This window comes from Novosphingobium sp. (genome assembly GCF_020852455.1).
Classification (GTDB): Bacteria; Pseudomonadota; Alphaproteobacteria; order Sphingomonadales; family Sphingomonadaceae; genus Novosphingobium.
In genome coordinates this window covers 200,429-225,667 of sequence record NZ_JADZAT010000015.1, presented here as the reverse complement: position 1 = coordinate 225,667, position 25,239 = coordinate 200,429, and the positions used below count along the sequence as shown (strand labels likewise).

Here is a 25,239-nt window from a genome sequence, read left to right as displayed (position 1 = left end):
GGCGCAGCCCGTAGTCGAGACACCTGAACAACCATGTCCCTCACCCCGCAATGGCTTGACGAACTGCGTGCGCGCGTGACGCTTTCGGGCGTCATTTCGCGCACCACGCGGCTGACCAAGGCGGGGCATGAGTTCAAGGCCTGCTGCCCGTTCCACAACGAGAAGAGCCCCAGCTTCACGGTCAACGACCAGAAGGGGTTCTACCATTGCTTCGGCTGCGGCGCGCATGGCGATGTGATCCGCTGGATGACCGACCAGCGTGGCCTGTCGTTCATGGACGCGGTCAAGGAACTGGCCAGCGAAGCCGGGATGGACATCCCCGCCCCCGATCCGCGCGCGGCACAAAGGGCCGAGCAGCAGGCCGGCCTGCACGAAGTGCTGCAGGCCGCGCAGGACTGGTACCGGGCGCAGCTGGATACCCCCGGCGGGATCCGCGCGCGCGACTATCTGGCCACCCGCCGTTTCGATGCGCACACGATGGAGCGCTTCGGCTTTGGCTATGCCCCGGCCGGGCGGCAGGAGCTGAAGGCCGCGCTCAAGCAATTCCCCGAGGCCATGCTGATCGAGGCCGGCCTGCGCATCGCGGTTGACGATAAGGACCCCTACGACCGGTTCCGCGACCGGCTGACCATGCCGATCCACGATCCGCGCGGACGGGTGATTGGCTTTGCCGCGCGGATCCTGGACGCCGACAAGAAAGACGCGCCCAAGTACCTCAATTCGCCCGATACGCCCTTGTTCGACAAGGGCCGCACGCTGTTCAACCTGCACCGCGCTGCCCCTGCGGCGCGGCACAGCGGGCGGATCGTGGTGGTCGAAGGGCAGATGGACGTGATCGCGCTGGCCGCCGCCGGGATCGCCGAAGCGGTCGCGCCGATGGGCACGGCCTTGACCGAACGCCAGCTCGAGATGCTGTGGCGGATGGTCGAAATGCCGATCCTGTGCTTCGATGGCGATGCCGCCGGGCAGCGCGCGGCAATGCGGGCGGCAGCGCGGGCCCTGCCGATGCTGCGCCCCGCGCACAGCCTGAAGATCGTGAAGCTGCCCGCCGGGATGGATCCCGACGACCTGATCAAGCGCGACGGGGTTGCGGCGCTGGAAGCCTTGCTGGCCCAGCCACTGTCGCTGCTCGACCTCTTGTGGGAGCACGAGCGTGACGCGCAGCCGCTGACCACGCCTGAGGACAAGGCCGGGCTCAAGGCGCGGCTGATGGCGCATGTCGAGGTGATTGCCGACCGCGACATCCAGGCGCTGTACCGCCGCGAGCTGTCGGAACGCTATTCTGCCTTCGCCTTTCCGCGCCGCGAAGAGCGCGAATGGCGCCCGGCCCAGCGCGGCCAGGGAGCGCCACCGATCCGGCGCAGCGATCCCATACAGGTTGCGCGGCTGCGCAAGCACGCCGGATCGCGCGACGCGCTGGCCGCCGCAGTGCTGGCCGGGCTGCTGCGCTTTCCGCGCGAACTGGCCCGGCATGCCGATGCCCTGGCCCAGGCCGATCTGGGCGATCCACGCTTTGCCGCGCTGGTCGATGCGGTTGATGAAGGCCAGGCGCTTGAAACTGCGCAACTTGCCACCATATTGGCGGCCCGGGGTCTGGCGGCTCCGGCTCCTGATGAATATGCCGCACTGCGTTTCGGCTTCCTGGTCGAAGACGCACCCACCGAACAGGCCCGGGCCGATCTGGCCCAAGCGGTGGCTCTGCTGGTCGAACGTCCCGCGCTGGAAACCGCGCTGGCCGAGGCGACCCGGCGGTTTGAGCGCGATCTTTCGGACGGAGCTTATGCCGAACAGCAGCGGCTGTTGAAGAGAAAGCTGGAATTCGATGCGCGCTTGCGGCAAATGGCCAGCGCGCGAGCGGGGGCGGCATTGGATGCTCCTGCCAAACCAATGGCGGAATGATGGACGAAGACGATATCTCGGGTGGCGAAAAGGAAGGCGGCGATGCGCCGCTGATCGACCTCAACGAAGCCTCGATCAAGAAGCTGATCGCGCGGGCCAAGCGGCGCGGCGTGATCACCATGGACGAGCTGAACGAGGCGCTGCCGCAGGATCAGATGACCACGGACCAGATCGAGGACATCATGTCCGCGATCTCGGAAATGGGCGTCAACATCGTGGAAAGCGATGAAGACGCGATCGACCCCGAGGAAAAGGACGTTGACGAGATCGACGAGCCGGATTCGATGGGCGGCGAACGCCCGGTGGTCGAAAAGAAGAAGGAAACGGTCGATCGCACCGATGATCCGGTGCGGATGTACCTGCGCGAAATGGGCGCGGTCGAACTGCTCAGCCGCGAAGGCGAAATCGCCATCGCCAAGCGGATCGAGGCCGGTCGCGACACCATGATTCTCGGGCTGTGCGAAAGCCCGATCACCTTCCACGCGATCATCCAGTGGTCCGAAGCGCTGAACGCCGGCGAAATGCAGCTGCGCGAAATCCTCGATCTCGACGCGATGCTGTCGAAGGAGCCCGCGCCCGAAAGCCTGTCCGAAGACGGCGAAGATGACGCCGACGGCGAAATCAGCGAAGCCACCGCCGGCCCTTCCTACAAGGAAGAGGAAGACGAGGAGGAAGAAGAATCCAAGGGCGACGAGGACGACGACGATCAGATCGAGCGCCGGATGCCGCGCCAGAGCGACGATGACGAGGAAGACAACACCCTCAGCCTCGCGCAGATGGAAGCCGCGCTGAAGCCGGAAGCGCTGGAAAAGTTCGCGACGATCACCGCGCTGTTCAAGAAGTTTGAGAAGATCCAGGCCGAACGGCTTGAAGTCATGGGTGCCGGCGGGGCTTTCACGCCGGCCAAGGAAAAGAACTATCAGCAGCTGCGCGAAGACCTGACCGCGCAGGTGGAATCGGTGCAGTTCCACGCGACCAAGATCGAATATCTGGTCGACAACCTCTATGCCTTCAACCGCCGCCTGACCGCGCTGGGCGGGCAGATGCTGCGTCTGGCCGAACGCCACAAGGTCAACCGCAAGGACTTTCTGGAAAGCTATGTCGGGCGCGAGCTCGACGATGGCTGGCTGCAGGCCCAGTCCTCGAAGGACAAGAAGTGGGCGGCCTTTGCCGAAAACGAAGTCGATGCGGTCGAACGGATCCGTTCGGAAGTGTCGGACATCGCCAGCCAGACCGGCATGGCGCTCACCGAATTCCGCCGGATCGTCAACATGGTCCAGAAGGGCGAACGCGAAGCGCGGATCGCCAAGAAGGAAATGGTCGAGGCGAACCTGCGCCTGGTGATCTCGATCGCCAAGAAGTACACCAACCGCGGCCTGCAGGTCCTTGACCTGATCCAGGAAGGCAACATTGGCCTGATGAAGGCGGTCGACAAGTTCGAATACCGCCGCGGCTACAAGTTCAGCACCTATGCCACCTGGTGGATCCGCCAGGCGATCACCCGCTCGATCGCCGATCAGGCACGCACGATCCGCATCCCGGTGCACATGATCGAAACGATCAACAAGCTGGTGCGCACCAGCCGCCAGTTCCTGCACGAACAGGGCCGCGAGCCGACGCCTGAGGAAATGGCCGAACGGCTTTCCATGCCGCTCGAAAAGGTTCGCAAGGTGATGAAGATCGCCAAGGAGCCGATCTCTCTCGAAACCCCGATCGGGGACGAGGAAGACAGCCACCTGGGCGATTTCATCGAGGACAAGAACGCCGTGATCCCGGTCGATGCCGCGATCCAGGCCAACCTCAAGGAAACCGTCACCCGCGTGCTGGCCAGCCTCACCCCGCGTGAAGAACGCGTGCTGCGCATGCGCTTTGGCATCGGGATGAACACCGATCACACGCTGGAAGAAGTCGGCCAGCAGTTCTCGGTCACCCGCGAACGCATCCGCCAGATCGAAGCCAAGGCGCTGAGGAAACTCAAGCACCCCAGCCGGTCACGCAAGATGCGCTCGTTCCTGGATCAGTAAATCCAAAGGCCCCGCTTCGGCGGGGCCTTTTCGTTAGCGCGTCGCTTTCAGCCCGGCCAGGTTGCGCCGGGCTTCGGCGTGCTTGGGGTCGATCGCCAGCGCCTTGGCGAACCAGCGGCGCGCCTCGGCCACATTGGCCGCCCCGCCCTGCCCCTTGGCCCGCATCACGCCCAGGTTGTTGCACCCCGAAGCTTCGCTCGCGTTGCACGCACGCTCAAAGAAACTGGCGGCCATCGGAAAATCACGGGTCACGCCGATCCCGTCGCGGTAGTAGATACCGACGTTGTAGCACGCCAGCGACAGGCCCTGATTGCAGGCTTGCAGATAAGAGCTGTACGACTTCGCCAGGTCCTTTGGATAACCGTGTGCGCCGCGATAGATCGTGCCCATGTTGAAACAGGCATCCGAAATCTTGCCCTCGCAGCCTTGCTGATAGAGCTGCATCGCCCGCACGATGTCGGCGTCGCGGCCTTTGCCCTCACGATAGGCACCCCCCAGATTGTAGCAGCTGAGCGCCAGGCCGCCTTCGCATGATTGTTCGAACAATGCGGCAGCGCGAACGAAATCTACCGTCACGCCTTTGCCGTCGCGGTACAGCACGCCAAGGTTGTTGCAGCCCGCGATGATGCCGCCCTTGCAGGAACGATCATAATAATCGAGCGCCTTGGCGAAATCCTGCTGCACTCCTGTGCCTTCGGCCGAGGCCAGGCCCAGTTCGTAACAGGATTCGGGCACGTCCTTGCCACAGGCCAGGGTAAACAGTTCGAGCGCACGCGGCACGGTCTTGGTCACCCCCTGGCCCTCAAAGAACTGCTCGCCAAGGTTGTGGCAACCCAGGGCCACCCCCTCGTCGCAGGCCAGGCCGAACAACTTGACCGCCAAGGCCTGATCCGCCGGTACGCCCCAACCTTCGCGATAGAGCAGGCCGATGTTGTTGCAGCCATTGTAGGCCTTGCCATCGCAGGCCAGGCGATAGAACTCCATCGCCTGGGCATAGTCCTTGGGCACGCCCACCCCGTCCATGTAGAGCAGGCCAAGGTTGTTGCAGGCATCGGCAACGCCGCCCGGACCGCCATTGGCACAGGCCCCGTCATAGAGCCGCGCGGCGCGCGCCGGATCGCGCGCGATGCCCCGTCCGTGGCGCAGGTTCGACGCCAGCGCATAGCAGCCTTCCTGAAAGCCGCTGTCGCAAACGATCTGGAACTTGCTGTTTGCCTCTTCGAACCGCCCGTCCTGGTGAGCTGCAGCCCCGGCATCATAGACTTCGCCCATTTCCTGAGCGCTGGGCGCTTTCTTGCCGCGGCCAGCTTCGGCTGGTGACACGACCAGTACGGCCGCAAGGACAAGCATGGCCATTGCTGGCAGGCGAGACATTTTCAACGGCATTCCCCGGGTGATTTACGCATCTGTCTGATTGGCTGAAACAGTCATGACTGCAAGGACTTATCGCGGCTTGAGACTGTAAACCGCGACCGTATCTGCGATCGGGTCCATGCGCACCCACATGGCCACGCCCAACGCCAAGACCAGCAAGGCAATCCCGAACTGGCGCGCCTGGCGATGGCTCACGCCCGGCCACAGCGGCACCAGCATGGCCGCGCCCAGCGCCAGCGGGAGCGCCGCAACCGATGGCAGGTCTGGCCCAACGCCCTACATCAACTGGTGCCCCAGCGCGATCAGATAGCCCAGCACCGGCGCAGCCAGTCCGATCGCCACGAGCATCCCGGCTAGTGGCGGCAGATAGGCCCGCGCGGCAATCGCCAGGGCTGCCAGCGTGACCGGCACCACCGCTACAAAGGCCGCGGTCGGCGCAAGCACCTGCATGGCGAGGCCAATCACCAGCAGCGGCAGCACTGCCCCGGCCTGCCGCGCCGGCCCGGCCAGGCCCTTGCCCAGCACCAGCAGGAAACTGGCGATCGCAACCAGCGCGGCCATCGCTTCAAGCATGGGAATGGCCGCCAGCCGATCATAGTAGTTGGCCCCCGCCCCGGCACCCGAAAGGCGGTTCAGCGCATAGAGCAGCAAGGCCCCCGCTGCCATCAGCGCCACTGTGCGCCCGGCCCCGCTGCCCAGCGCCCGCAAGTTCCGCTCGCGACTGACGGCGAGGCCCAGGGCAAGCGCGGCAATTGCCAGCATCGCCCAGCCCAGACTTGACGGATAGGTCACCAGCACCAGCCCGAACAGATCGAAGAAGGTCACGTCGGGTGCCTTTTGCGGCAGTTCGGGCGCGGCGATCAGTGCCTGGGTCAGTTCGGAAACCTGCCAGCCCATATCCATCAGCGCCCCCTGATCCAGATTGGCCGGAGTGGCCTTGGGCGAATGGTACAGTCCGGGCCGGCCAATGAAGGCAAAGTTGTAGCTGACCCAGGGGCCATGCAGCGCCTCGGACAGGTCGGTATCATTGGGCAGGACCGAATAGATGAAGGTCGCCAGCGAGCTTCCGGCTGGCCAGGTTGCTGCCTTGCGATAGAGCTCAACCGCCTGACCGTTGCCGGGTGAGGTTTCGAACAGGCTGGTCCGCCCGCCGCCGCCGCGCGCCTCCATATTGATCACCGCGCCGATCCGGGGAATCAGCGGATCATCGGAAAAGAACTCGGCCGCGCCCTGCAGCCCCAATTCCTCGCCATCGGTGATCAGCAGGATCAGGCTGCGCTGAGGCGTGCCGCGAGCGCCGATCTGACGCGCAACCTCAAGCGCGCTGGCCACCCCGGCGGTATCATCCGAGGCACCTGGCGAACCCCAGACGCTGTCATGATGCGCCATCAGCAGTACCGCCGGAGCAGCGGGATCCTTGCCGGGCAGCAGCCCAACCAGATTGACCAGCCGGGCTGGCGGATCATCACGCCCGCTCCATTTGTTGAGCCGCCGGGTCGCCTTCTCGTCAAGCCGGCCTTCGCGCGTGGCCACCTGCATTCCGATCGCCTTCATCTGGCTCAGGATATAGTCGCGCACCCTGGCATTCTCGGCCGATCCGGTCGGATGCGGGGCACTGGCGATCCGGTGCACATCGCCCATCGCCCGCGGCAGGTTGAACAGGCCTTCGCTGTGCTGCGGATCGCGGGGAGCTGGCGGGCTGGTGGCCGAAATCGCCAGTCCGATCGCCACCAGCACTGCCGTCAAGGTGCCCCACCATGCTCGCATCGCTTCCTCCCGCTTGTCCGGCGTGCAGGCTGCTTGCTCGCCTCGCCATTGTCAAATCGGCGCGGAAAGCGCGGTTGCACACAGGATTAGCAAAAATAACCCTGACCATTCCGGGCTTGGGCTGGTCTTGACCGGCCTGGCCCCTTAAAGGAGCGCATCGATTCACACCCTGGGGACAGGCCGCCAGCCATGCGCATCGCGATTGCTTCCGACCATGCCGCCGTCGATCTGAAGGCCGCACTGCGCGAATACCTGATCGAACTGGGGCACGAAGTGGCCGACCTTGGCCCGGAAACCGCCGACCGGGTGGACTATCCCGACTATGGCTACAAGCTGGCCGCAGTGGTCGCCGATGGTACGGCAGAGCGCGGCGTGGCGCTGTGCGGTTCCGGTATCGGCATTTCGATTGCGGTCAACCGCAACCCCGCCTGCCGCTGTGCGCTGGTGTCCGAACCGCTGTCGGCCGCACTGGCGCGTGAACACAACGATGCCAACGTGATCGCCATGGGCGCACGGCTGACCGGCGAGGACATGGCCAGAGCCTGCCTCGACGCCTTCCTTTCGACCGAATTCGGCGGCGGCCGCCATGGCCCCCGCGTCGACAAGCTTTCCCACCCTCCCTGCTGAAAGTATCGCCCCAGATGACCCAGGCCGTCCGTTCCGCCGGTTTCTTCACCGCGCACCTTCCCGAAGTCGATCCCGAGATCCACGCCGCGATCCGCAGCGAGTTGTCGCGCCAGCAGCGCAAGATCGAGCTGATCGCATCGGAAAACATCACCAGCCTGGCCGTGCTCGAAGCCACCGGCTCGGTCTTCACCAACAAGTACGCCGAAGGCTATCCGGGCAAGCGCTATTACGGCGGCTGCGAATATGCCGACGTGGTCGAAAACCTGGCGATCGAGCGTGCAAAGCAGCTGTTCGGCTGCCTGTTCGCCAACGTCCAGCCCAATTCGGGCAGCCAAATGAACCAGGCGGTGTTCCTGGCGCTGCTGCAGCCGGGTGACAGCTTCATGGGTCTCAACCTCAACGCCGGTGGGCACCTGACCCACGGCAGCCCCGTCAACATGAGCGGCAAGTGGTTCAATCCGATCCCCTATGGCGTGCGCCAGGACGACGAACTTCTCGACATGGACGAGGTTGCGCGCCTGGCCCATGAGCACAAGCCCAAGCTGATCATCGCCGGCGGCACCGCCTATTCGCGGGTCTGGGACTTCAAGCGGTTCCGCGAGATTGCCGATGAAGTGGGCGCCTGGCTGCTGGTCGATATGAGCCACTTCTCGGGCCTGGTTGCCGGCGGCGCGCACCCTTCGCCCTTCCCCCATGCCCATGTGGTCACCACCACCACCCACAAGAGCCTGCGCGGCCCCCGTTCTGGCGTGATCCTGACCAACGACGAGGATCTGGCCAAAAAGCTCAACATGGCGGTCTTTCCGGGCCTGCAGGGCGGCCCGCTGATGCACGTGGTTGCGGCCAAGGCGGTGGCCTTTGGTGAAGCGCTCAAGCCCGAATTCAAGGCCTATGCCGCGCAGGTCGTCGCCAATGCCCGCGCGCTGGCCGCGAGCCTGACCGAGAACGGCCTGCGGATTGTTTCGGGCGGAACCGACAACCACCTGATGCTGGTTGACCTGACCGCCAAGAACGTCACCGGCAAGGCCGCCGAAAAGGGCCTCGACCGGGCCTATCTCACCTGCAACAAGAACGGCATCCCCTATGATACCCGTTCGCCTTTCGTCACTTCGGGCGTGCGCCTGGGCACCCCGGCGGGCACCACCCGCGGCTTTGGCGAGGACGAGTTCCGCCAGGTTGGCGCTCTGATCGCGGAAGTGGTAGAAGGCCTGTCGCGCAATGGCGAAGAGGGCGATGGACAGGTTGAAGAACGCGTCCGCGCCCGTGTCGAGGAACTGTGCGCGCGGTTCCCGATCTATCCGGAGTTGTAAGATGAGCAATGACATCATGCAGGACGCCAAGGCCGAACTGAGCGGCATGGCCAAGCAGGGCATGCGCCACCCTTCGACCAAGCCGGTGCTGGTCGGGGCCGCAGCCGGGGCCGTGGCCGGAGTGCTGCTGCCGCTGCTTTCGCCGGTGGCCGGTTTGGTAATCGGGGCTGGTGCGATGTTCTACAAGAGGCTGCGCCCGTAAGTGCGTTGCCCCTTCTGTGCTCACGATGACAGCCAGGTAAAGGATTCGCGGCCGACCGAGGACAACACCGCGATCCGCCGCCGCCGCCAGTGCGACAGCTGCGGCGCGCGCTTCACCACCTTCGAACGCGTGCAATTGCGCGAGGTTACCGTGGTGAAAAGCGACGGCACCCGCGAGGCCTTCGACCGGACCAAGCTCGACCAGTCAGTCGCCCTCGCCTGCCGCAAGCGCGGGGTGGCGCAGGAACGGCTCGACCAGCTGGTTTCGGGCGTGCAGCGCCAGATCGAAACGCTGGGCGACAGCGAGGTGGCCGCGAAATCGATCGGAGAAATGGTGATGGAAGGCCTGCGCGGGCTGGATACCGTCGCCTATATCCGCTTCGCCAGCGTCTATCGCGATTTCACCGAGGCCCGGGACTTTGAGGAATTCGCCAGCACGGTGCGTGATGCGGGCAAGGGTTGATGCACTTGACCAGTCCATCCAATCCGGTTCGTCTGAGGAGCGAATTGGACTGAGCTTGTCGAAGGCCAATTCGCGTCTCGAAGGACCCCGCGCCACATCATGAGCTTGCCATTCTACACTTACATGCTGCGTTGCTCCGACGGGACCTATTATGTCGGCCATACCGACGATCTGGAAAACCGAATTCCGCAGCACCAATCCGGGTTGATCCCTGGCTACACGGCTACGCGCCTGCCGGTCGAGCTGGTATGGAGCGATACGTTTCCGTCGCGCTACGAAGCCTTGTCTGCTGAACGGCAGCTCAAAGGGTGGTCACGCAAGAAGAAAGAAGCGCTGATCGCCGGCGATTGGGATCGGGTCAGCGAGCTCGCGAGCCGCGCCAATGTCCTTCGAGACGGCGATGAGCCTTCGACAAGCTCAGTCTCATCGCCTCCTCAGGACGAACGGGGATTGATGGAAGACACGAAGCAACGGCTGATTGGATCCAGACGCAAACCCGTCATAGTCCTCGTTCGCCCGCAACTGGGCGAGAACATCGGCAAGGCGGCGCGGGCGATGCTCAATTTCGGGCTGACCGAATTGCGGCTGGTGACCCCGCGCGATGGCTGGCCCAATCCCAGCGCCGGGCCGGCGGCGGCCGGGGCTGACGTGGTGCTGGAGCACGCCCAGGTGTTCGAAACGCTGGCCGACGCGGTGGCCGATTGCGCGCATGTCTATGCCACCACGGTGCGCAAGCGCGGGGTGTCCAAGCCGGTGCTGACGCCCGAACAGGCCGCCCAGGCAGTGCACCGCGAAGTGGGCCGCTCAGCCTATGTCTTCGGGCCCGAACGATCCGGGCTGGAGACCGAGGATGTCGCCCTCGCCCGTGCGATCGTGACTGTGCCGATCAATCCGGAATTCGGCTCGCTGAACCTCGCCCAGGCGGTGATCCTGCTGGCCTATGAATGGTCCAAACATGCCGCGCTGGCGCAACCGACCGTCGAGGAACTGCTGCCCCCGGCCCCGCAGGAAGAACTGGAAGGGATGATCGCCCAGCTGGAAACCATGCTGGAGCCGACCGGCTATTACCGCCCCCAGGCCCGCGCCGCCGCGACCCGGCTGACGCTGCGCAACATGCTGACCAAGCCAGGCTGGAACCACCTGGAGGTACGGACCATGCGCGGGGTGCTCTCCGCGCTGCGCAAAGGACCGCGAAAGACTTGACATTTTGCCGCGCCGCAGCAATAGGCGCGCCTTCGCAATTGAGCGGGCACTCCGGTGAAGCCTGGCTCGCATTCCGTAACTGGCGGAATGGTGCGGTTCCGGACCAGAAGCTGCACACTGGGTGCGGCATGCAAATTGAAGGATCGAACGCGCCATGTCGAAGCGCAATTCGTCGAAGTACAAAATCGATCGCCGCATGGGCGAAAACATCTGGGGCCGTCCCAAGAGCTCGGTCAACCGCCGCTCGTATGGCCCCGGTCAGCACGGCCAGCGCCGCAAGGGCAAGCTGTCGGACTTCGGTATCCAGCTGCGCGCCAAGCAGAAGCTCAAGGGCTACTACGGCGACGTCACCGAAAAGCAGTTCAAGCGCACCTACCAGGAAGCGTCGAAGATGAAGGGCGATACCGGTCAGAACCTGATCGGCCTGCTCGAACAGCGTCTCGACATGGTGGTCTATCGCTGCAAGTTCGCGCCGACCATCTTCTCGGCCCGTCAGGTCGTATCGCACGGTCACATCTATGTGAACGGCGTGAAGTGCAACATCGCCAGCCGCCGCGTGCGTCCGGGCGACGTGATCAGCCTCGGCAAGAAGGCCAAGGAAATGGCCCTGATCGCCGAAGCGCAGAGCCTGCCTGAGCGTGAAATTCCCGACTACGTGTCGCCCGACGGCACCGACAAGGCGACCTTCGTCCGCGTGCCCACGCTGGATGAAGTGCCCTACCCGGTGAAGATGGAACCGAACCTGGTGGTCGAATTCTACTCGCGCTAAGCTTCGGCCAGGCGTTACACACGAATTAGGGCGGTTCCCGGATGGGGCCGCCCTTTTTCGTTGGTGCTGTTCCTTTGCCTTCGCTTCACCCGCGCCTGCGATCCTGCCGGCAGGAGGTGGCCGATGCCCCAGTTCCGGTTTGTAACCCCGCACCGCAGCGGCAAATGGTACCCCGAACTCAGCCAGGCCCAGCGCCAGGCCGCCGGGATCGGGGCCGGGTTCCTTGAACGGCGCACCGGCCTGTTCCAGGCCTATCTGGGCACCCGGCTGGAAACCCGCTGAGCGATCCAAGAAGGGGCTTTAATCGTCCGCTTAATTTGCTAGTCATTCTCGCAACCAAGCTGGGGGAATGCATGCAATTCGATGATGTGATCATGGGCCGCCGCTCAATCCGCGGCTACCTCGACAAGCCGGTGCCGCGCGAACTGATCGAGGATGTGCTGACCCTGGCGATGCGCGCGCCCAGCTCGATGAACACCCAGCCCTGGCATTTCCATGTCATCACCGGCGAGCCGCTCGACCGGATCCGCGCCGGCAACACCGAACGCAACCTGGCCGGCGTTCCCCACAGCCGCGAATTCCGCACCGGGCACGCCTTCGAAGGCGTCCACCGCGAGCGCCAGATCGGCGTTGCCAAGCAGCTGTTCTCTGCCATGGGCATCGCCCGCGACGACAAGGATGCCCGGCTCGACTGGGTGCTGCGCGGATTCCGCCAGTTCGACGCGCCGGTCTGCGTGATCATTACCTATGACAAGGAACTGGCCGACAGCGACGATACCGCCTTCGATTGCGGAGCGGTAACCACAGCCCTCGTCAACGCCGCATGGTCGCGCGGGCTTGGCTGTGTGATCAACAGCCAGGGGATCATGCAAAGCCCGGTGGTGCGCGAACACGCCGGGATTCCGGATGATCAGGTGATCATGAAGGCCGTGGCGCTTGGCTGGCCCGATGACAGCTTTCCCGCCAACGCCGTGGTCAGCGAGCGCAAGGGCGTGGATGAAGCGGCGCGGTTCGTCGGGTTCTAGGCCGCCTGGCTTTCCAGCCGCTCGCTCGCCTCCAGCCACTGCTGCTCGGCCGCTTCGAGCTCTTTCTCGATCGCGCCGCGACGGCGGGACAGTTCGCCCATCGTCAGGTCGCGCAGTTCCTTCGCGGCGCTGTCAGGCGCGAACATCGCCTGGTCGATCGCTGATATCTGCTTTTGCAGGCGAGCCATGACCGCCTCGGCATCGGCCACTTCCCTGGCGGTCTTGCGCGCCAGTTCACGGGCCTCGGCCGCAGCCTTGCGGTCCTGCTTTTCGGGCTTGGCCCTCGCATCGCCCTTCGGCTGGTTCCGTCCCAGCACGAAGTCGATGTAATCCTCCATCGACCCGGCATAGTCACTGGCAGTGCCGTTATCGACCAGCACCAGCCGGTCGGCAGTCAGTTCAACCATGTGGCGGTCATGGCTGATCAGGATCACCGCCCCGTCGAAGTCGTTGAGCGCCTGGACCAGCGCCTCACGCGCATCGACGTCGAGGTGGTTGGTCGGTTCGTCAAGGATCAGAAGGTTGGGCGCATCGCGGGTGATCAGCGCCAGTGCCAGCCGCGCGCGTTCACCGCCCGAAAGCGATCCGACCTTGGTGGTCGCCCGGTTCCCGGAAAAGCCGAACCGCCCCAGCTGCCCCCGCACCGCGCCCGGCGCGGCCCCTGGCATGGCCCGGGTCATGTGCTCAAGCGGAGTATCGCCGCCGGCCAGTTCCTCCACCTGGTACTGGGTGAAATAGCCAACCGTCATCTGGCCCGAGGCCCGCATCGAGCCATCCAGCGTCGGCAGCTGGGCCGCCAGCAGCCGGGCCAGCGTGGTCTTGCCATTGCCGTTGCGGCCCAGCAGCGCGATCCGGTCGTCCGGATCAATCCGCAGGTTGAGCCGCCGCAGGATCGGCGTTTCGTCATAGCCCACCGCGGCCAGATCCAGCGTGATCAGTGGCGGCCGCATTTCCTTCGGGCTGGGGAATTCGAAGCTGAGGCTGGGATCCTCCATCAGCGCGGCGATCGGCTGCATCTTGGCCAGCATCTTGGCGCGCGACTGGGCCTGTTTGGCGGTGGAGGCGCGGGCCGAATTGCGCGCGACATAGTCCTGCAGCCGGGCGCGCTGGGCATCCTGCGATGCCTTGGCCGCTGCCAGCTGGGCGGCGCGTTCGGCGCGCTGGGTTTCGAAGGAATCATAGTTGCCGGGATAGAGCGCCAGCTTGCCGCCCTGCAGGTGAAGGATCGAATCGACCACGTTGTTGAGCAGGTCGCGCTCGTGGCTGATCACCAGCAAGGTGCCGGGATAGGCCTTGAGGAAGTTCTCCAGCCACAGCGTCGATTCAAGATCGAGGTGGTTCGAAGGTTCGTCGAGCAGCAGCACGTCCGGCGCCGAGAACAGCAGCGCCGCCAGCGCCACCCGCATCTTCCACCCACCCGAGAAACTGTCGAGCGGGCGGGCCTGCATCTCCTCGTCAAAGCCCAGCCCGGTCAGGATGATCGCCGCGCGCGAGGGCGCGGAATAGGCATCGATCGCCAGCAGGCGTTCGTGCACATCGCCAAGCCGGTCGGGATCGACGCAATGCTCGGCCTCTTCAAGCAGCGCGGTCCGCTCTGCATCGGCAGCCAGCACGGCTTCGAACGGGGTAGTCTGTCCGCTTGGCGCTTCCTGCGCGATATAACCCAGCCGGGTGCGCCTGGGCATGTCAACCGATCCGTCATCGGGCTCAAGCTGGCCGACCAGCACTTTCATCAGTGTCGATTTTCCGGCGCCATTGCGCCCGATCAGCCCAACCCGGCCGCCGGGCGGGATGGTGGCCGAAGCGCCATCGATGATGGTCCGTCCGCCAAGCCGCACGGTGACTGAATTGATCGTAAACATCGCGCCGCGCCCCTAGCAGGGTTGCGGGACAAGACCAAATGTCGCTGTGGGGAATCCTGCCGAGCCTCATCCGGCCAGTAGCTTGAACAAACCTTTGCCTGATCGGGAAATCGGAAGGCAAAACGCCGCCTGGGTCACGCTGGCTGACTTGGGCCCTCACCACCTGTCAATCTGCAGGCAATCCAAAGGCCCGGCGCAGGAACTGGTCGGAGTCCGTCAGCAAGCGCTTGCGTGCAGCCGGACTGGGCAATTGGTGGTTGAGCTCGGGAAACTCGACATAGGTCACCGACTTGCCTTTGCCTTTGAGCTTTTCCACCATCAGGCGAGATTGCCCGACAGCGACGTTCTGGTCATAGTCACCATGGAAAATCAGCACCGGTGATTTGAAGCGTTCAACATTCTGAGCCGGCGAACCTTCACGAATATGCGGGCCGGTGCCGATAAACTTGCTCTCAAGGGTATAGTCAGCGAACTGAACAGCGTCCTGCCGCAGGCGTTCCAGATCGGTCACCGGAGCGATCGCGATCACCGCCTTAAACAATTCTGGATCAAGCACCTGGCTTTGCAACGCGGCATAACCACCATATGACCACCCTACGATACCCAGCTTTCCAGGCTGGGCGATGCCTTGCTGGACCAACCAGTGCCCGGCATCGTTGATGTCACCAATGGCTACCCGCCATGACTTGAAACCGTTGTCGCGATACCAGTCTGCGCCATAGCCTGCCGATCCGCGATAATTGGGTTGCAGCACCGCATAGCCGCGCGCGGCAAAATACTGCACGAGCCAGTCGAAGCCCCATTCGTCGCGGGCGCTGGGCCCTCCGTGCGGCATCACGATCGCCGGCAGATTCTTGCCCGAACTTCCCGGCGGGAGGGTCAGGTAGGCTGGAACCTGAGTCCCGTCGCCAGCGGTGAAGGTAACCGGTTTCATTGGCGCAAGCGCAACCCCGATCAATTCATTGCGCATCGGCAGGACCTCTTCAAGCGACTTGGTCGTCTTGTCATAGAGGTAGAACACCCCTGGATTGGTGTCGCTGGATGCCAGGATGAGCAGCTTGCTTTCACCTGCATTGGCATCAATGATATCGACCGCAGGCCGGCCTGGCAGCACCTTGCTTAACGCCGCGACAAGAGCTTTCAGCGTAGGATCGAAATACTCCGCCTGGCGTCTATCTGTCGCATAGCTCGCGCCGACGACGCGATTGTCGCGTCCGATCGTGATCAGGCTATCAATATCGACATCCGGTCGACCCAGCACGAGGCTGCGCTGGTTGGACCCATCCAGCGCAATCCCGAACAGTGCCTTGCGGCCATTGTTGTCGTCGAAACCGAACACGCGATTTGAAGCGAAATCGACTGCATAGGGGTCAAAGCCGCTTGCGGTCTGCGAATCCATTGTGACCGTGGAAAGTGGTAGCCACTCCCTCGAACCGGGCTTGCGATAGAAGTACTTTGCCTTGTCCCGCAGGTAGCCGTTTCCACTGGCCCCCTGGGTTCCGAACACCCGTACCGTACCGTGTCCATCCGAAATGTAAGCAACGGCGTCACGCCGCGGACTTTCCACCGGACTGCGGCGCATCGAGGCGGTATCGACCAGATCAACCCCAATGCCAAACTTGTCACTATGGATATTGGTTCCCATCGACTTGTCGGGGACATAGGCCTGAGTCATCAGGACGTGCCCCGGCTTTCCGGGAATGTCCCAATCGATCACACCGCCACCATAATAGATGCTGCCCATCGATTTGCTGGTGGTATCCTTGGTCAACTGGGCGATCTGCGTACCATCGGCGTTGATCGCCTGGAGCCGCGACCAGCTGGACAAGCCATCAGCATCCTTGCGAATGGCCCGCACGTTGCAAATCAGGCGGGTATCGCTGGCCCAGCCGCACCAGTTGAGATAGCCCTGCAGCCGGTCACCCTTCAGGATCGGCTTGGGCATCCCGCCCTTGGCCAGATCCGCGATCATCAGAACCTGCATTTCCGCAGCCGGCGCAATGAACGCCAGTTTCGTTCCGTCAGGTGAAAGGCTGATTTGCTGGATCGACTGCAATGCCCCAAACCGTTCGGCCAATTGGGTCGCCGGGATAGAAGGGCCCTGTGCCGAACCAGCAGAGGCACACAGCAGGGCAAGCAATGAAACAGCGGCAAGCATTCGCATCGGGCAACTCCTTGCGGCGATACTGGCTCATTGCCCAATGATTTCAAGAAATACTTGGCCCGAATTGAAGCTAAATCTAGCGCCCCAGATATTCGCGCCGGAATTCTGCCGCGAAGCTACTATACCGCTCATCGGCAATCGCCGCGCGAATAAAAGCCATCAACTGCTGATAAAAGGTCAGGTTATGCTCGGTCAGCAGCATCGCGCCCAGGATTTCGCCGCTCTTGATCAGGTGGTGAAGGTAGGCGCGGCTGTATTTGGTGCAGGCATCGCAGGGGCAGCGCGCGTCGAGCGGGGCCGGATCCTCGGCATGGCGGGCGTTGCGCAGGTTGACCGGGCCGTGCCAGGTGAAGCCCTGCCCGTTGCGGCCCGAGCGGCTGGGCAGCACGCAATCGAACATGTCGACCCCGCGCTCGACCGCGCCGACCAGGTCGTCGGGCTTGCCTACCCCCATCAGGTAGCGCGGACGGTCAGGCGGCAGCATGTCGGGCGCGAAGTCGAGCGTGGCGAACATCGCCTCCTGCCCCTCGCCCACCGCCAGGCCGCCGATCGCATAGCCATCGAAGCCGATCTCGCGCAGCGCCTCGGCGCTTTCGCGGCGCAGCGCTTCATCAAGCGCGCCCTGTTGTATCCCGAACAGCGCGGCGCGGCTGGCGTGCTCTTCGCCGCTATCGAACCCGGCGCGGCTGCGCGCGGCCCAGCGCATGCTCATCCGCATCGACTTCTCGATCACCTCGCGCGGGGCATCGGCGCGCGGGCATTCGTCAAACGCCATCACGATATCGCTGCCCAGCAGGCGCTGGATTTCCATCGAGCGTTCGGGGGTCAGCAAGTGGCGGCTGCCGTCGAGATGACTTTTGAAAGTCACCCCATCCTCGGTGATCTTGCGCAGATCAGACAGACTCATCACCTGATAACCGCCGCTGTCGGTCAGGATCGGGCGATCCCAGTTCATGAACCGGTGCAACCCGCCCAGCTTCGCCACCCGCTCTGCGCCGGGGCGCAGCATCAGGTGATAGGTGTTGCCCAGCAGGATATCGGCGCCGGTCGCGCGGACAGTTTCGGGCTTCATCGCCTTGACCGTGGCGGCGGTGCCGACCGGCATGAAGGCAGGCGTGCGAATCTCTCCGCGCTGCATGCGGATCAAGCCGGTGCGGGCCTTGCCATCGGTGGCGTGGACGGAAAATTCGAAGCGCGGGGCACTCATGCCCCTGCCGCTAGAGGAAACGGTTGCGTTCGACCAGCCCCACCAGCGCCTCGCGCAGTTCGGCCCAGGCCTGCGCCTCTTCACCGACCGGAGCGGCCGCCGGTTCGACCACGTCGAGGAACGTCTCGATAAAGCCGCGATACCAGTCTGGCGGCACGCCCAGCGCAACGCGGTGGTGCGGCACCGATGAGTCAAAGGCGATCCGCGCCTCGACTGGATTTTCGTACCAGCACATCACGTAGTAGAGCGCATTGCCGACCATTTCGGCTTCGAGGCTTTCGGGCTTGCCCGGCGAATGGTGGGCAAAGCTGGCCTTGGCATCGGGGAAGCGCTGATAGAACAGGTCGATCACCGGCTGGGTCACATCACCCAGTGCTTCCGCCGCACGTTCCAGCCCGGCCTCGATCGCCGCATGCTTCTGCCGGTCCATCGCATCCTCCGTGCTTATCTCAGCCTACATGACCGGGCGGGCGGAAGCGATCCTTGTTTCAGGTCAAAGGCGCGGGAAGCTTGGCGGCGCGATTAAGTGCGGCGGCGCTGCCGGCAGCTTTGTGCAGGCTGGCGGTCCAGCCCGGCAGGCCCTTCTCTGCCCCGCCCTTGCGGGTCGGGCCAAAGCGAAACACCCGCACCGGCTTGAAGCCGACGAAGCCCAGCACCTGGCGGGTCCAGCGTTTGATCACTGCATCGCCATAGGCCAGCCGCAGGTACCACGGCGGAGTATCCATGGTGACCACCAAGTCGGCCGAGCGTCCGGCCAGCAGCCGGTCCCACATCGGATCGTCGCGGTGGTACTGGAACGCCCAGCCGGGCAGCAGCACCCGGTCAATCAGGCCCTTGAGCATGCCCGGCTCTGCCCCCCACCACATCGGAAAGCCGATCACCAGATGGTCGCAGGCGTCAAGCGCAGTCATCAGGCGCTGGAGATCGGGCTCAAGCGGCTGGGCTTTGGCATAGCCGCGGCGCAGGTTGGGATCGAAGGCCAGGTCGCGTACCGCGATCCGCTCCACTTCGGTTCCGGCCGGCAGGGCCGCCGCATAGGCATCAAGCAGATGCGTCAGCAGGCGGCCCCCGTCCGGGTGCCCGTCCAGGATCAGGCAGCGCATCGCCTCAGGCGTCCGCCAGCCAGTTGCCGTGGAAGCCCGGCGGGATCCGGTGCGGAATATGTACGCTGGCGATCGGCGGCGCAGCCATGTCGCTGGCGTCAAGGATCACCAGATCGGTGGTATCGGCCTGGGTATCGATCACATAGCCCATCACCCAGCCATCGCCCTCAGGCGCATCCTTGCTGCGCGGCACGAAGACGAATTCGCCGGGGACCCGGCCCGGGCCAAAGTCGTGCGCCTGACGCTCACCAGTCTGCATGTCATAGCGATAGATCGGTGCATTGCCCACGAAGGCGCTGTCGGCACCGGGCAGTCCCAGCGACCAGGCATAGCGATAGGGCTGGCCGAAATAGCGTTCATCCGGGCGGTGGAATTCCTGCGGCGCGCTGTCCACGGTGATCCGCTTGACCTTGCGTGCGACCGGATCGACTTCCCAGCGCTCCATCCCCAGCGGCTTGCCATTGGGGCCGTCGGGCCCGCCGGCGAACATGGTTTCGTGGACCGAGCTGTCGATGATCACCACCCCGTCCTCGCGCTCAAAGCTGTTGGCGACGTGGAAGACATAGCAGGGATCGACATCGCACCAGATGATCTGCTCAGCCGTGCCGGTGCGCGGCATCAGCCCGATCCGGGCCTTGTGATCGGGGTTCCACGAATAGGGGAACTGCTGGCCCGAAATCAGCGCCTTCATCGAGAAGGTTACCGGCAGGTCGAACACTACGACATAGTTCTTCGTGATCGTGCATTCGTGGATCGACGGGCCATCCTGCACCGGAATCGGCTCTTCGCGGACAACCTTGCCATCCTTCGAAACGACCACGTGCCAGACGGTGTCCTGCGTCATCCCGTCATAGACGATCGCGTGAAGTTCCCCGGTCAGCGGGTCCTCGTGCGGGTGGGCGCTGAACGGTGCGGTCAGCGTGCCGCCGAAATCGGTGTAGGCGACAGTTTCCAGGTTCTCGTCCAGTTCGGCCGGGAAGGACCCCGCCTCGACGATCGCCAGGGTCTTGCCGTTGTGCTGGATGACATTGGTGTTGACCAGATCGCGGCGCCCACGGCGCGGGCCCGGCGCGGCCTTGGGCCCGCCCTTCTCTTCCAGGTCCATCGAACGGATATAGCGGTTGCGATACCACAGCGCCTTGCCGTCCTGCAGCCGCACGCCGTGGACCATGCCATCGCCGATGAACCAGTGGTGGCCGCGCGGATCGGGATTGAACGGGTTCGGCCCGTTGCGGACATAGCGGCCATTGAGTTCGGCCGGGATCGTGCCGGTCACCTTGAGGTCGGTGATCGTGCGTTCATCATGCAGCGGCGCGTGGATGCCGGTGAGGAACGGATGCGCGCGGTCCTGATCCTTGAGCGCGCGGTTGACCTTGGCAACGGTGGTCAGCCCCTTGGTGACCACGCCGCGGATCGCATTTTCGACTGCACTTGCCATCTTGCGAATCTCCCCTTAATGTTTCTGCTGTAAACATAAGCGCGATGGTAACAGTGTCAACATCGAAATCGTATCACCACGGCGATCTGCGCGCGGCCCTGCTGGCGGCGGGGCTCAAGGCGCTGGAGGAACAGGACATCGGCGAGCTTTCGCTGCGCCAGTTGGCGCGTGAGGTGGGTGTTTCGCCCACCGCCGTCTATCGCCACTTCCCCGACAAGGATGCCTTGCTGAGCGCGCTGGCCAATGCCGGGATCGAACAGATGGCCGCCTGGCAGCAGCAGGCCGCCCAGACCGCCGAATCGGGCGATGCCTTTGCCGCCACCGGGCGCGCCTATGTCCGCTGGGCGCTGGCCAACCCGGCGCTGTTCAAGCTGGTCTTCGGGCAATGCCGCGAAGTCGGCCAGACGGTGTTCGGCAACAACGACGCGGCCCGGCTGCTGCGCGGCTATGCCGAAGGCTTCGCCAGGGACGAAGCCGCGGTCCAGCGTTTCATGATCCAGGCCTGGGCCGTGGTTCACGGCCTTGCCATGCTGATGCTCGAAGGCCAGCTGCCGGCCGACGATGCCCTGATCGACCAGGTGATCGACGTCAGGACGCTGTTCAAGGGCTAGCTGGTGCGGATAGTCTCCTGGAACTGCAACGGCGGACTTCGGCGCAAGACCGAGCTTCTCGACGCGCTGAATGCAGACATCCTCGTCGTGCAAGAGTGCGAGGATCCATCCGCCTACGGGACGGAATATCGGGATTGGGCCGGCAACCACTTGTGGATCGGCGACTTGCGTTCAAAAGGGCTTGGAATCTTTGCCCGCAGCAACCTCAGTCTGGAGCCACTGGACTGGTGCGGCGAGGATTTCAGACTGTTCCTTCCGGCCCGAATCGGCGACAAGTTCGAATTGCTGGGCGTCTGGACCCAGTCAACCAGACCGGCCTCTGCAGCGTACATCGGCCAACTGTGGGGCTACCTGCTGGCCAATCACGCAAGGCTTGGCCCCAATGCTGTCATCTGCGGTGATTTCAACAGCAACCGGATCTGGGATAGGCCGCGCAGGACGGGAAACCACAGCCATGTCGTTGCCAAGTTGGCGCAGCTGGAACTGACCAGCCTCTATCATCAGGCTTTCGAGGAAGATCAGGGAGCAGAAAGCGTTCCGACTTTCTACCTCTATCGAAAGCCTGATCGTCCGTTTCACATTGACTACATTTTCGCGCACCAGAGCCTGGTTCAAGAGCCCGGTTTCGCATTTGCGGTCGGTCGATCCGAGCTTTGGTTGACAGCTAGCGACCATATGCCGCTGGTGGCTGACCTCAAATTTTAAGGCAGCAGCAGCGAAGAATCTCCGTAGCTGTAGAATCGATAGCCCTGCGCGATCGCATGGGCATAGGCCGCCTGCATTCGATCACGCCCCATCAGCGCGCTTACCAGCATGAACAGGGTCGATTTGGGCAAGTGAAAATTGGTCATCAGTCCGTCGATGCCCTTGAAGCGGTAACCGGGGGTGATGAAGATCGCGGTGTCGCCGCTGAATGGCTGAATCGTGCCGTCTTCGGCCGCCGCGCTTTCCAGCAGGCGCAGGCTGGTGGTGCCAACCGCGATCACCCTGCCCCCGGCCCGGCGCGCCTGATTGAGCCGCTCTGCCACCTCAGGCGCGATCGTGCCCCATTCGGCGTGCATCCGGTGATCGGCGGTATCGTCAACCTTGACCGGCAGGAAGGTGCCCGCACCGACATGCAGCGTCACCGCTTCGTGGCCGATCCCCGCCTCGGCCAATGCCGCAAGCAGTTCGGGCGTGAAGTGCAGCGCGGCGGTGGGCGCGGCAACCGCTCCGTCCTGCGCGGCAAACATCGTCTGGTAGTCGGACCGGTCGGCCTCATCGGTCGGGCGCTTGCCGGCGATGTAGGGTGGCAGCGGCATCTGCCCGGCGCGCTCCAGCAAGACCTCAACCGGCTCGTCACCGGCAAAGGCCAGCACCCAGCTGCCATCGTCGAGCCGCTGTTCGGCCAGGGCCGAAACCTGGTTCGCGAATTCGATCGTATCGCCTGCGTGCAGCCGCTTGGCGTTGCGGATGAAGGCCTGCCAGCGGCGCAGGTCGATCCGCTTGTGCAGGGTCGCCCCGATCCGCGCCGCGCCCCGGCGGCCTTCCAGCTGGGCGGGGATCACGCGGGTATCGTTGAACACCAGCACATCGCCCCGGCGCAGCAAGGTGGGCAGGTCGCGCACAGTCAGATCGGCAAAGTCACCGGCACCCGGCACCAGCAACAGCCGCGCTGCATCGCGCGGCCGCGCCGGGCGCAGGGCGATCAGGTCTGAAGGAAGCTCAAAATCGAACAGGTCAACGCGCATCGCGCCGCCCTAGCGGGGTTTGCCGATCAGTTCGACTTCGAATTGCTCAGCATGTCAGCCGTGATCGCCGGCTGGGTCGGAGCGACCGGAGCAGCCGGCGGGGCCTTGCCTTCGGACAGCAACGAAGCCTGCACGATCTTGGTCGGGTTGGCCGGCGGCTCACCACGGGTAATTGCATCGACCACGTCCATCCCGGCGATCACCCGTCCGAAATTGGTATAGCGGCGATCGAGCGCGAAGCGCGGATAGAAGACGATGAAGAACTGGCTGTTGGCGGTATCCGGCTGATCGGTGCGCGCCATCGAAACCGAGCCGCGGACATGCGGGATCGAATTGAATTCGGCCTTGAGATCGGGCAGCGACGAACCACTGGTGCCGGTCCCGGTCGGATCGCCACCCTGGGCCATGAAGCCTTCGATCACGCGGTGAAAAATCACGCCGTTATAGAAACCCTGCTTGGTCAGCGTCTTGATCCGCTCGACATGACCCGGCGCCCATTGCGGCATCAGCCGGATCAGCACCCGCCCGCCGTTCGACAGGTCCAGCGCCAGCACATTGTCGGGCTCGAACGCCGGATCGGGATTGACGTAGGTGTTCAATGCCACAGGTGCGGCGGTGACCGGCGCCGCAGGCTTGCCCCCGAACACACCGCACGCGGACAGCACCAGGGGAAGGATCAGGACGGCAAGGGTGCGGCGATTCATGGGCTGTGGGTACTCGCAGGTTACAATTGCAGCGCGGGATAGCGCCGCGCGCCTGTCATGGCAATGAACGGTTTCAGGCAATGAACAGCCGGATCAACCGCGCGCGGCGATCCGGGCCACTACATCGTCGCGCACCGCCGGGGTGACGAATTTGGAAATCTCGCCGCCATAGATCGCGATTTCCTTGACCAGCCGCGAGGCAATCGGCTGCAGCGAGACGTCGGCCATCAGGAACACCGTCTCAACCTCGTGGTTGAGCTGGCGGTTCATGCCGGTCAGCTGGTACTCGTATTCGAAGTCGGTCACGCCGCGGATCCCGCGGATTACCACCTGCGCGCCCATCGCATCGGCGAAATCCATCAGCAGCGAATTGAACCCGACCACCCGGATCTTGGCATTGCCGATCCCCGCCACTTCGCGTTCGACCATCGCGATCCGCTCGTCATCGCCGAACATCGGGTTCTTGGCGATATTGGTGGTGACGCCGATGATCAGCTCGTCCACCAGCTTGGCGCCGCGTTCGATGATATCCATGTGACCCAGCGTGATCGGGTCGAAGGTGCCGGGATAAACGCCGATACGCTTCATCAGTGATCCCTCTCGACAATATAGCGCGCCAGCGCGCGCAGAACATCGGCTTCCTGCCCGTGATGCCCCAGATGCGCAATGGCCTGATCGACCAGCATCTGCGCCTGTTCACGCGCGCGGTCTGCGCCCAGCACGGCCACGAAGGTCTGCTTGCCGGCCCCGGCATCCTTGCGCAGCGCCTTGCCGGCCTTGGCGGCATCGCCCTCGTGATCGAGCAGGTCGTCGGCAATCTGGAAGGCCAGCCCAAGGTCGCGGGCATAGCCGCGCAGGTGCGTGCGCCCTTCCGCCGGGACCTTGCCCAGCACCGCGCCCATTTCCACCGCCGCGCCCAGCAGCGCCCCGGTCTTGAGCTGTTGCAGCCGGGTAATCTCGGGCAGGCCCAGCGCCTGCCCTTCCCCTGCGATGTCGAGCATCTGCCCGCCGACCATGCCGCCCGCGCCCGCCGCCTGGGCCAGAACCTTGACCAGTTCGGCCCGCACGAACGGATCGCCGCTGGTGGCGGGATCGGCCAGCACTTCAAACGCGAAGGCCTGCAGCGCATCGCCGACCAGCACCGCCACCGCCTCGCCAAAGGCCTTGTGGACCGTGGGCTTGCCGTGGCGCAGCTCGTCATCATCCATGCACGGCAGGTCGTCGTGAACCAGCGAATAGGCATGGACCGCCTCGATCGCGATGCCGGCGCGCAGTGCCTGGGCGTGATCGACGCCGTACATCGCCGCAGTCGCGGTCAGCAGCAGCGGGCGCAGCCGCTTGCCGCCGCCGATCGCCGCATGGCGCATCGCCTGGTCCAGCACCGAACGGTTGTCGGTCGCGCTGGGCAGCAACGCATCGAACATCGAATCGACATCGCGCGCGATCCTGGCCAGCGATTCGGCCAGCAGCGGATCGGGAACACCCATGGTCAGGCGTCGAACGGCTGGGTGCCGGTGGCCGCGCCCCCGGCCCCGGTCACCACGCGTTCGATCCGCGCCTGGGCGGCATCAAGCCGGGCCTGGCAGTGCTTGCGCAGCTTTTCACCGCGTTCATAGAGGTCGATCGTCGCGTCGAGCGGCACTTCCCCGCTTTCCAGCTTGCGCACCACCTCTTCAAGCGCGCGCAGCGCCTCTTCAAACGACAGGGCGGCAATGTCTGGATCGGTCTCGCTCATGGCCAAGAGCATTGACCGCAGCC

General features: G+C 64.2%; 26 protein-coding genes. 12 read left to right on the top strand and 14 right to left on the bottom strand.

The genetic code is table 11. From position 1 onward, the window contains the following. Nucleotides 1-33: 33 nt before the first annotated feature. Nucleotides 34-1,899 carry a DNA primase gene (gene dnaG, locus IT549_RS08655; protein WP_292972024.1) on the top strand — a complete coding sequence of 622 codons (1,866 nt, stop codon included), beginning with the start codon at nucleotides 34-36 and terminating at the stop codon, nucleotides 1,897-1,899. Beyond that, nucleotides 1,896-3,923 (top strand): RNA polymerase sigma factor RpoD, encoded by a 2,028-nt coding sequence (gene rpoD, locus IT549_RS08650; protein ID WP_292972021.1) that lies wholly within the window; start codon nucleotides 1,896-1,898, stop codon nucleotides 3,921-3,923. The genes dnaG and rpoD overlap by 4 nt, the downstream gene beginning before the upstream one ends. A 33-nt stretch (nucleotides 3,924-3,956) precedes the next feature. Here rpoD and IT549_RS08645 read toward each other — a convergent pair whose 3' ends face one another. From IT549_RS08645 to IT549_RS08635, 3 genes are all read right to left on the bottom strand, one after another. Continuing rightward, nucleotides 3,957-5,273, bottom strand: a complete 1,317-nt coding sequence (locus IT549_RS08645) for a tetratricopeptide repeat protein (RefSeq protein WP_292972019.1) — start codon at nucleotides 5,271-5,273, stop codon at nucleotides 3,957-3,959. A gap of 93 nt (nucleotides 5,274-5,366) precedes the next feature. Continuing rightward, on the bottom strand, nucleotides 5,367-5,516 hold the full coding sequence (locus tag IT549_RS08640) for a hypothetical protein (RefSeq protein ID WP_292972017.1): 150 nt from the start codon (nucleotides 5,514-5,516) through the stop codon (nucleotides 5,367-5,369). Nucleotides 5,517-5,573: 57 nt separating this feature from the next. Continuing rightward, nucleotides 5,574-7,064, bottom strand: a complete 1,491-nt coding sequence (locus IT549_RS08635) for a M20/M25/M40 family metallo-hydrolase (RefSeq protein WP_292972014.1) — start codon at nucleotides 7,062-7,064, stop codon at nucleotides 5,574-5,576. Nucleotides 7,065-7,253: 189 nt separating this feature from the next. Between IT549_RS08635 and rpiB the strand changes: the two genes are divergently transcribed. The 8 genes from rpiB to IT549_RS08595 all read left to right on the top strand — a co-directional run bounded on the left by rpiB (nucleotide 7,254) and on the right by IT549_RS08595 (nucleotide 12,662). Beyond that, nucleotides 7,254-7,691 carry a ribose 5-phosphate isomerase B gene (gene rpiB / locus IT549_RS08630; protein ID WP_292972012.1) on the top strand — a complete coding sequence of 146 codons (438 nt, stop codon included), beginning with the start codon at nucleotides 7,254-7,256 and terminating at the stop codon, nucleotides 7,689-7,691. Nucleotides 7,692-7,705: 14 nt separating this feature from the next. After that, nucleotides 7,706-9,001 (top strand): serine hydroxymethyltransferase, encoded by a 1,296-nt coding sequence (gene glyA, locus IT549_RS08625; protein ID WP_292972009.1) that lies wholly within the window; start codon nucleotides 7,706-7,708, stop codon nucleotides 8,999-9,001. A gap of 1 nt (nucleotide 9,002) precedes the next feature. Continuing rightward, nucleotides 9,003-9,203, top strand: a complete 201-nt coding sequence (locus tag IT549_RS08620; protein WP_292972007.1) for a hypothetical protein — start codon at nucleotides 9,003-9,005, stop codon at nucleotides 9,201-9,203. Continuing rightward, nucleotides 9,204-9,665, top strand: coding sequence for a transcriptional regulator NrdR (gene nrdR, locus IT549_RS08615; RefSeq protein ID WP_292972005.1), 462 nt, complete (start codon nucleotides 9,204-9,206; stop codon nucleotides 9,663-9,665). Nucleotides 9,666-9,770: 105 nt separating this feature from the next. Next, nucleotides 9,771-10,868, top strand: a complete 1,098-nt coding sequence (locus tag IT549_RS08610) for a TrmJ/YjtD family RNA methyltransferase (RefSeq protein ID WP_292972118.1) — start codon at nucleotides 9,771-9,773, stop codon at nucleotides 10,866-10,868. 154 nt (nucleotides 10,869-11,022) lie between these two features. Next, nucleotides 11,023-11,637, top strand: a complete 615-nt coding sequence (rpsD, locus tag IT549_RS08605) for a 30S ribosomal protein S4 (RefSeq protein ID WP_292972002.1) — start codon at nucleotides 11,023-11,025, stop codon at nucleotides 11,635-11,637. A gap of 123 nt (nucleotides 11,638-11,760) precedes the next feature. Next, nucleotides 11,761-11,919 (top strand): hypothetical protein, encoded by a 159-nt coding sequence (locus IT549_RS08600; RefSeq protein WP_292972000.1) that lies wholly within the window; start codon nucleotides 11,761-11,763, stop codon nucleotides 11,917-11,919. A gap of 71 nt (nucleotides 11,920-11,990) precedes the next feature. Further along, a complete protein-coding gene (locus IT549_RS08595) occupies nucleotides 11,991-12,662 on the top strand; it encodes a nitroreductase (protein WP_292971996.1) in 672 nt (223 codons plus the stop codon). Here IT549_RS08595 and IT549_RS08590 read toward each other — a convergent pair. The 6 genes from IT549_RS08590 to IT549_RS08565 all read right to left on the bottom strand — a co-directional run bounded on the left by IT549_RS08590 (nucleotide 12,659) and on the right by IT549_RS08565 (nucleotide 20,436). Continuing rightward, nucleotides 12,659-14,524, bottom strand: a complete 1,866-nt coding sequence (locus IT549_RS08590) for an ABC-F family ATP-binding cassette domain-containing protein (protein WP_292971994.1) — start codon at nucleotides 14,522-14,524, stop codon at nucleotides 12,659-12,661. The genes IT549_RS08595 and IT549_RS08590 overlap by 4 nt on opposite strands. A gap of 166 nt (nucleotides 14,525-14,690) precedes the next feature. Further along, entirely contained in the window at nucleotides 14,691-16,688 is a 1,998-nt protein-coding gene (locus tag IT549_RS08585; RefSeq protein WP_292971991.1) for a S9 family peptidase, read from the bottom strand. 76 nt (nucleotides 16,689-16,764) lie between these two features. Next, nucleotides 16,765-17,895, bottom strand: a complete 1,131-nt coding sequence (tgt, locus tag IT549_RS08580; protein ID WP_292971989.1) for a tRNA guanosine(34) transglycosylase Tgt — start codon at nucleotides 17,893-17,895, stop codon at nucleotides 16,765-16,767. A 10-nt stretch (nucleotides 17,896-17,905) separates the two neighbouring features. Further along, entirely contained in the window at nucleotides 17,906-18,325 is a 420-nt protein-coding gene (locus IT549_RS08575; RefSeq protein ID WP_292971986.1) for a hypothetical protein, read from the bottom strand. Between the two features lie 58 nt (nucleotides 18,326-18,383). Further along, nucleotides 18,384-18,998, bottom strand: a complete 615-nt coding sequence (locus IT549_RS08570) for an NAD(P)H-dependent oxidoreductase (protein WP_292971984.1) — start codon at nucleotides 18,996-18,998, stop codon at nucleotides 18,384-18,386. A gap of 4 nt (nucleotides 18,999-19,002) precedes the next feature. Beyond that, nucleotides 19,003-20,436, bottom strand: a complete 1,434-nt coding sequence (locus IT549_RS08565) for a carotenoid oxygenase family protein (protein WP_292971982.1) — start codon at nucleotides 20,434-20,436, stop codon at nucleotides 19,003-19,005. Between the two features lie 44 nt (nucleotides 20,437-20,480). On the opposite strand from IT549_RS08565, the gene IT549_RS08560 reads away from it, so the two are divergent. Continuing rightward, nucleotides 20,481-21,047, top strand: a complete 567-nt coding sequence (locus tag IT549_RS08560) for a TetR/AcrR family transcriptional regulator (RefSeq protein ID WP_292971979.1) — start codon at nucleotides 20,481-20,483, stop codon at nucleotides 21,045-21,047. A gap of 3 nt (nucleotides 21,048-21,050) precedes the next feature. Beyond that, the gene (locus IT549_RS08555; RefSeq protein WP_292971976.1) at nucleotides 21,051-21,752 is read left to right on the top strand and encodes an endonuclease/exonuclease/phosphatase family protein; all 702 of its coding nucleotides are present in this window, start codon (nucleotides 21,051-21,053) and stop codon (nucleotides 21,750-21,752) included. Here IT549_RS08555 and queA read toward each other — a convergent pair. The 5 genes from queA to IT549_RS08530 form a co-directional block, all read right to left on the bottom strand. Beyond that, nucleotides 21,749-22,777, bottom strand: a complete 1,029-nt coding sequence (queA, locus tag IT549_RS08550) for a tRNA preQ1(34) S-adenosylmethionine ribosyltransferase-isomerase QueA (RefSeq protein WP_292971974.1) — start codon at nucleotides 22,775-22,777, stop codon at nucleotides 21,749-21,751. The genes IT549_RS08555 and queA overlap by 4 nt on opposite strands. A 26-nt stretch (nucleotides 22,778-22,803) precedes the next feature. Next, nucleotides 22,804-23,481 (bottom strand): peptidylprolyl isomerase, encoded by a 678-nt coding sequence (locus IT549_RS08545; protein ID WP_292971971.1) that lies wholly within the window; start codon nucleotides 23,479-23,481, stop codon nucleotides 22,804-22,806. A 93-nt stretch (nucleotides 23,482-23,574) separates the two neighbouring features. After that, the gene (coaD, locus tag IT549_RS08540; RefSeq protein ID WP_292971968.1) at nucleotides 23,575-24,069 is read right to left on the bottom strand and encodes a pantetheine-phosphate adenylyltransferase; all 495 of its coding nucleotides are present in this window, start codon (nucleotides 24,067-24,069) and stop codon (nucleotides 23,575-23,577) included. Then, nucleotides 24,069-24,968 (bottom strand): polyprenyl synthetase family protein, encoded by a 900-nt coding sequence (locus tag IT549_RS08535; RefSeq protein WP_292971966.1) that lies wholly within the window; start codon nucleotides 24,966-24,968, stop codon nucleotides 24,069-24,071. The genes coaD and IT549_RS08535 overlap by 1 nt, the downstream gene beginning before the upstream one ends. A 2-nt stretch (nucleotides 24,969-24,970) precedes the next feature. Beyond that, nucleotides 24,971-25,216 (bottom strand): exodeoxyribonuclease VII small subunit, encoded by a 246-nt coding sequence (locus IT549_RS08530; protein ID WP_292971963.1) that lies wholly within the window; start codon nucleotides 25,214-25,216, stop codon nucleotides 24,971-24,973. Nucleotides 25,217-25,239 lie beyond the last annotated feature (23 nt).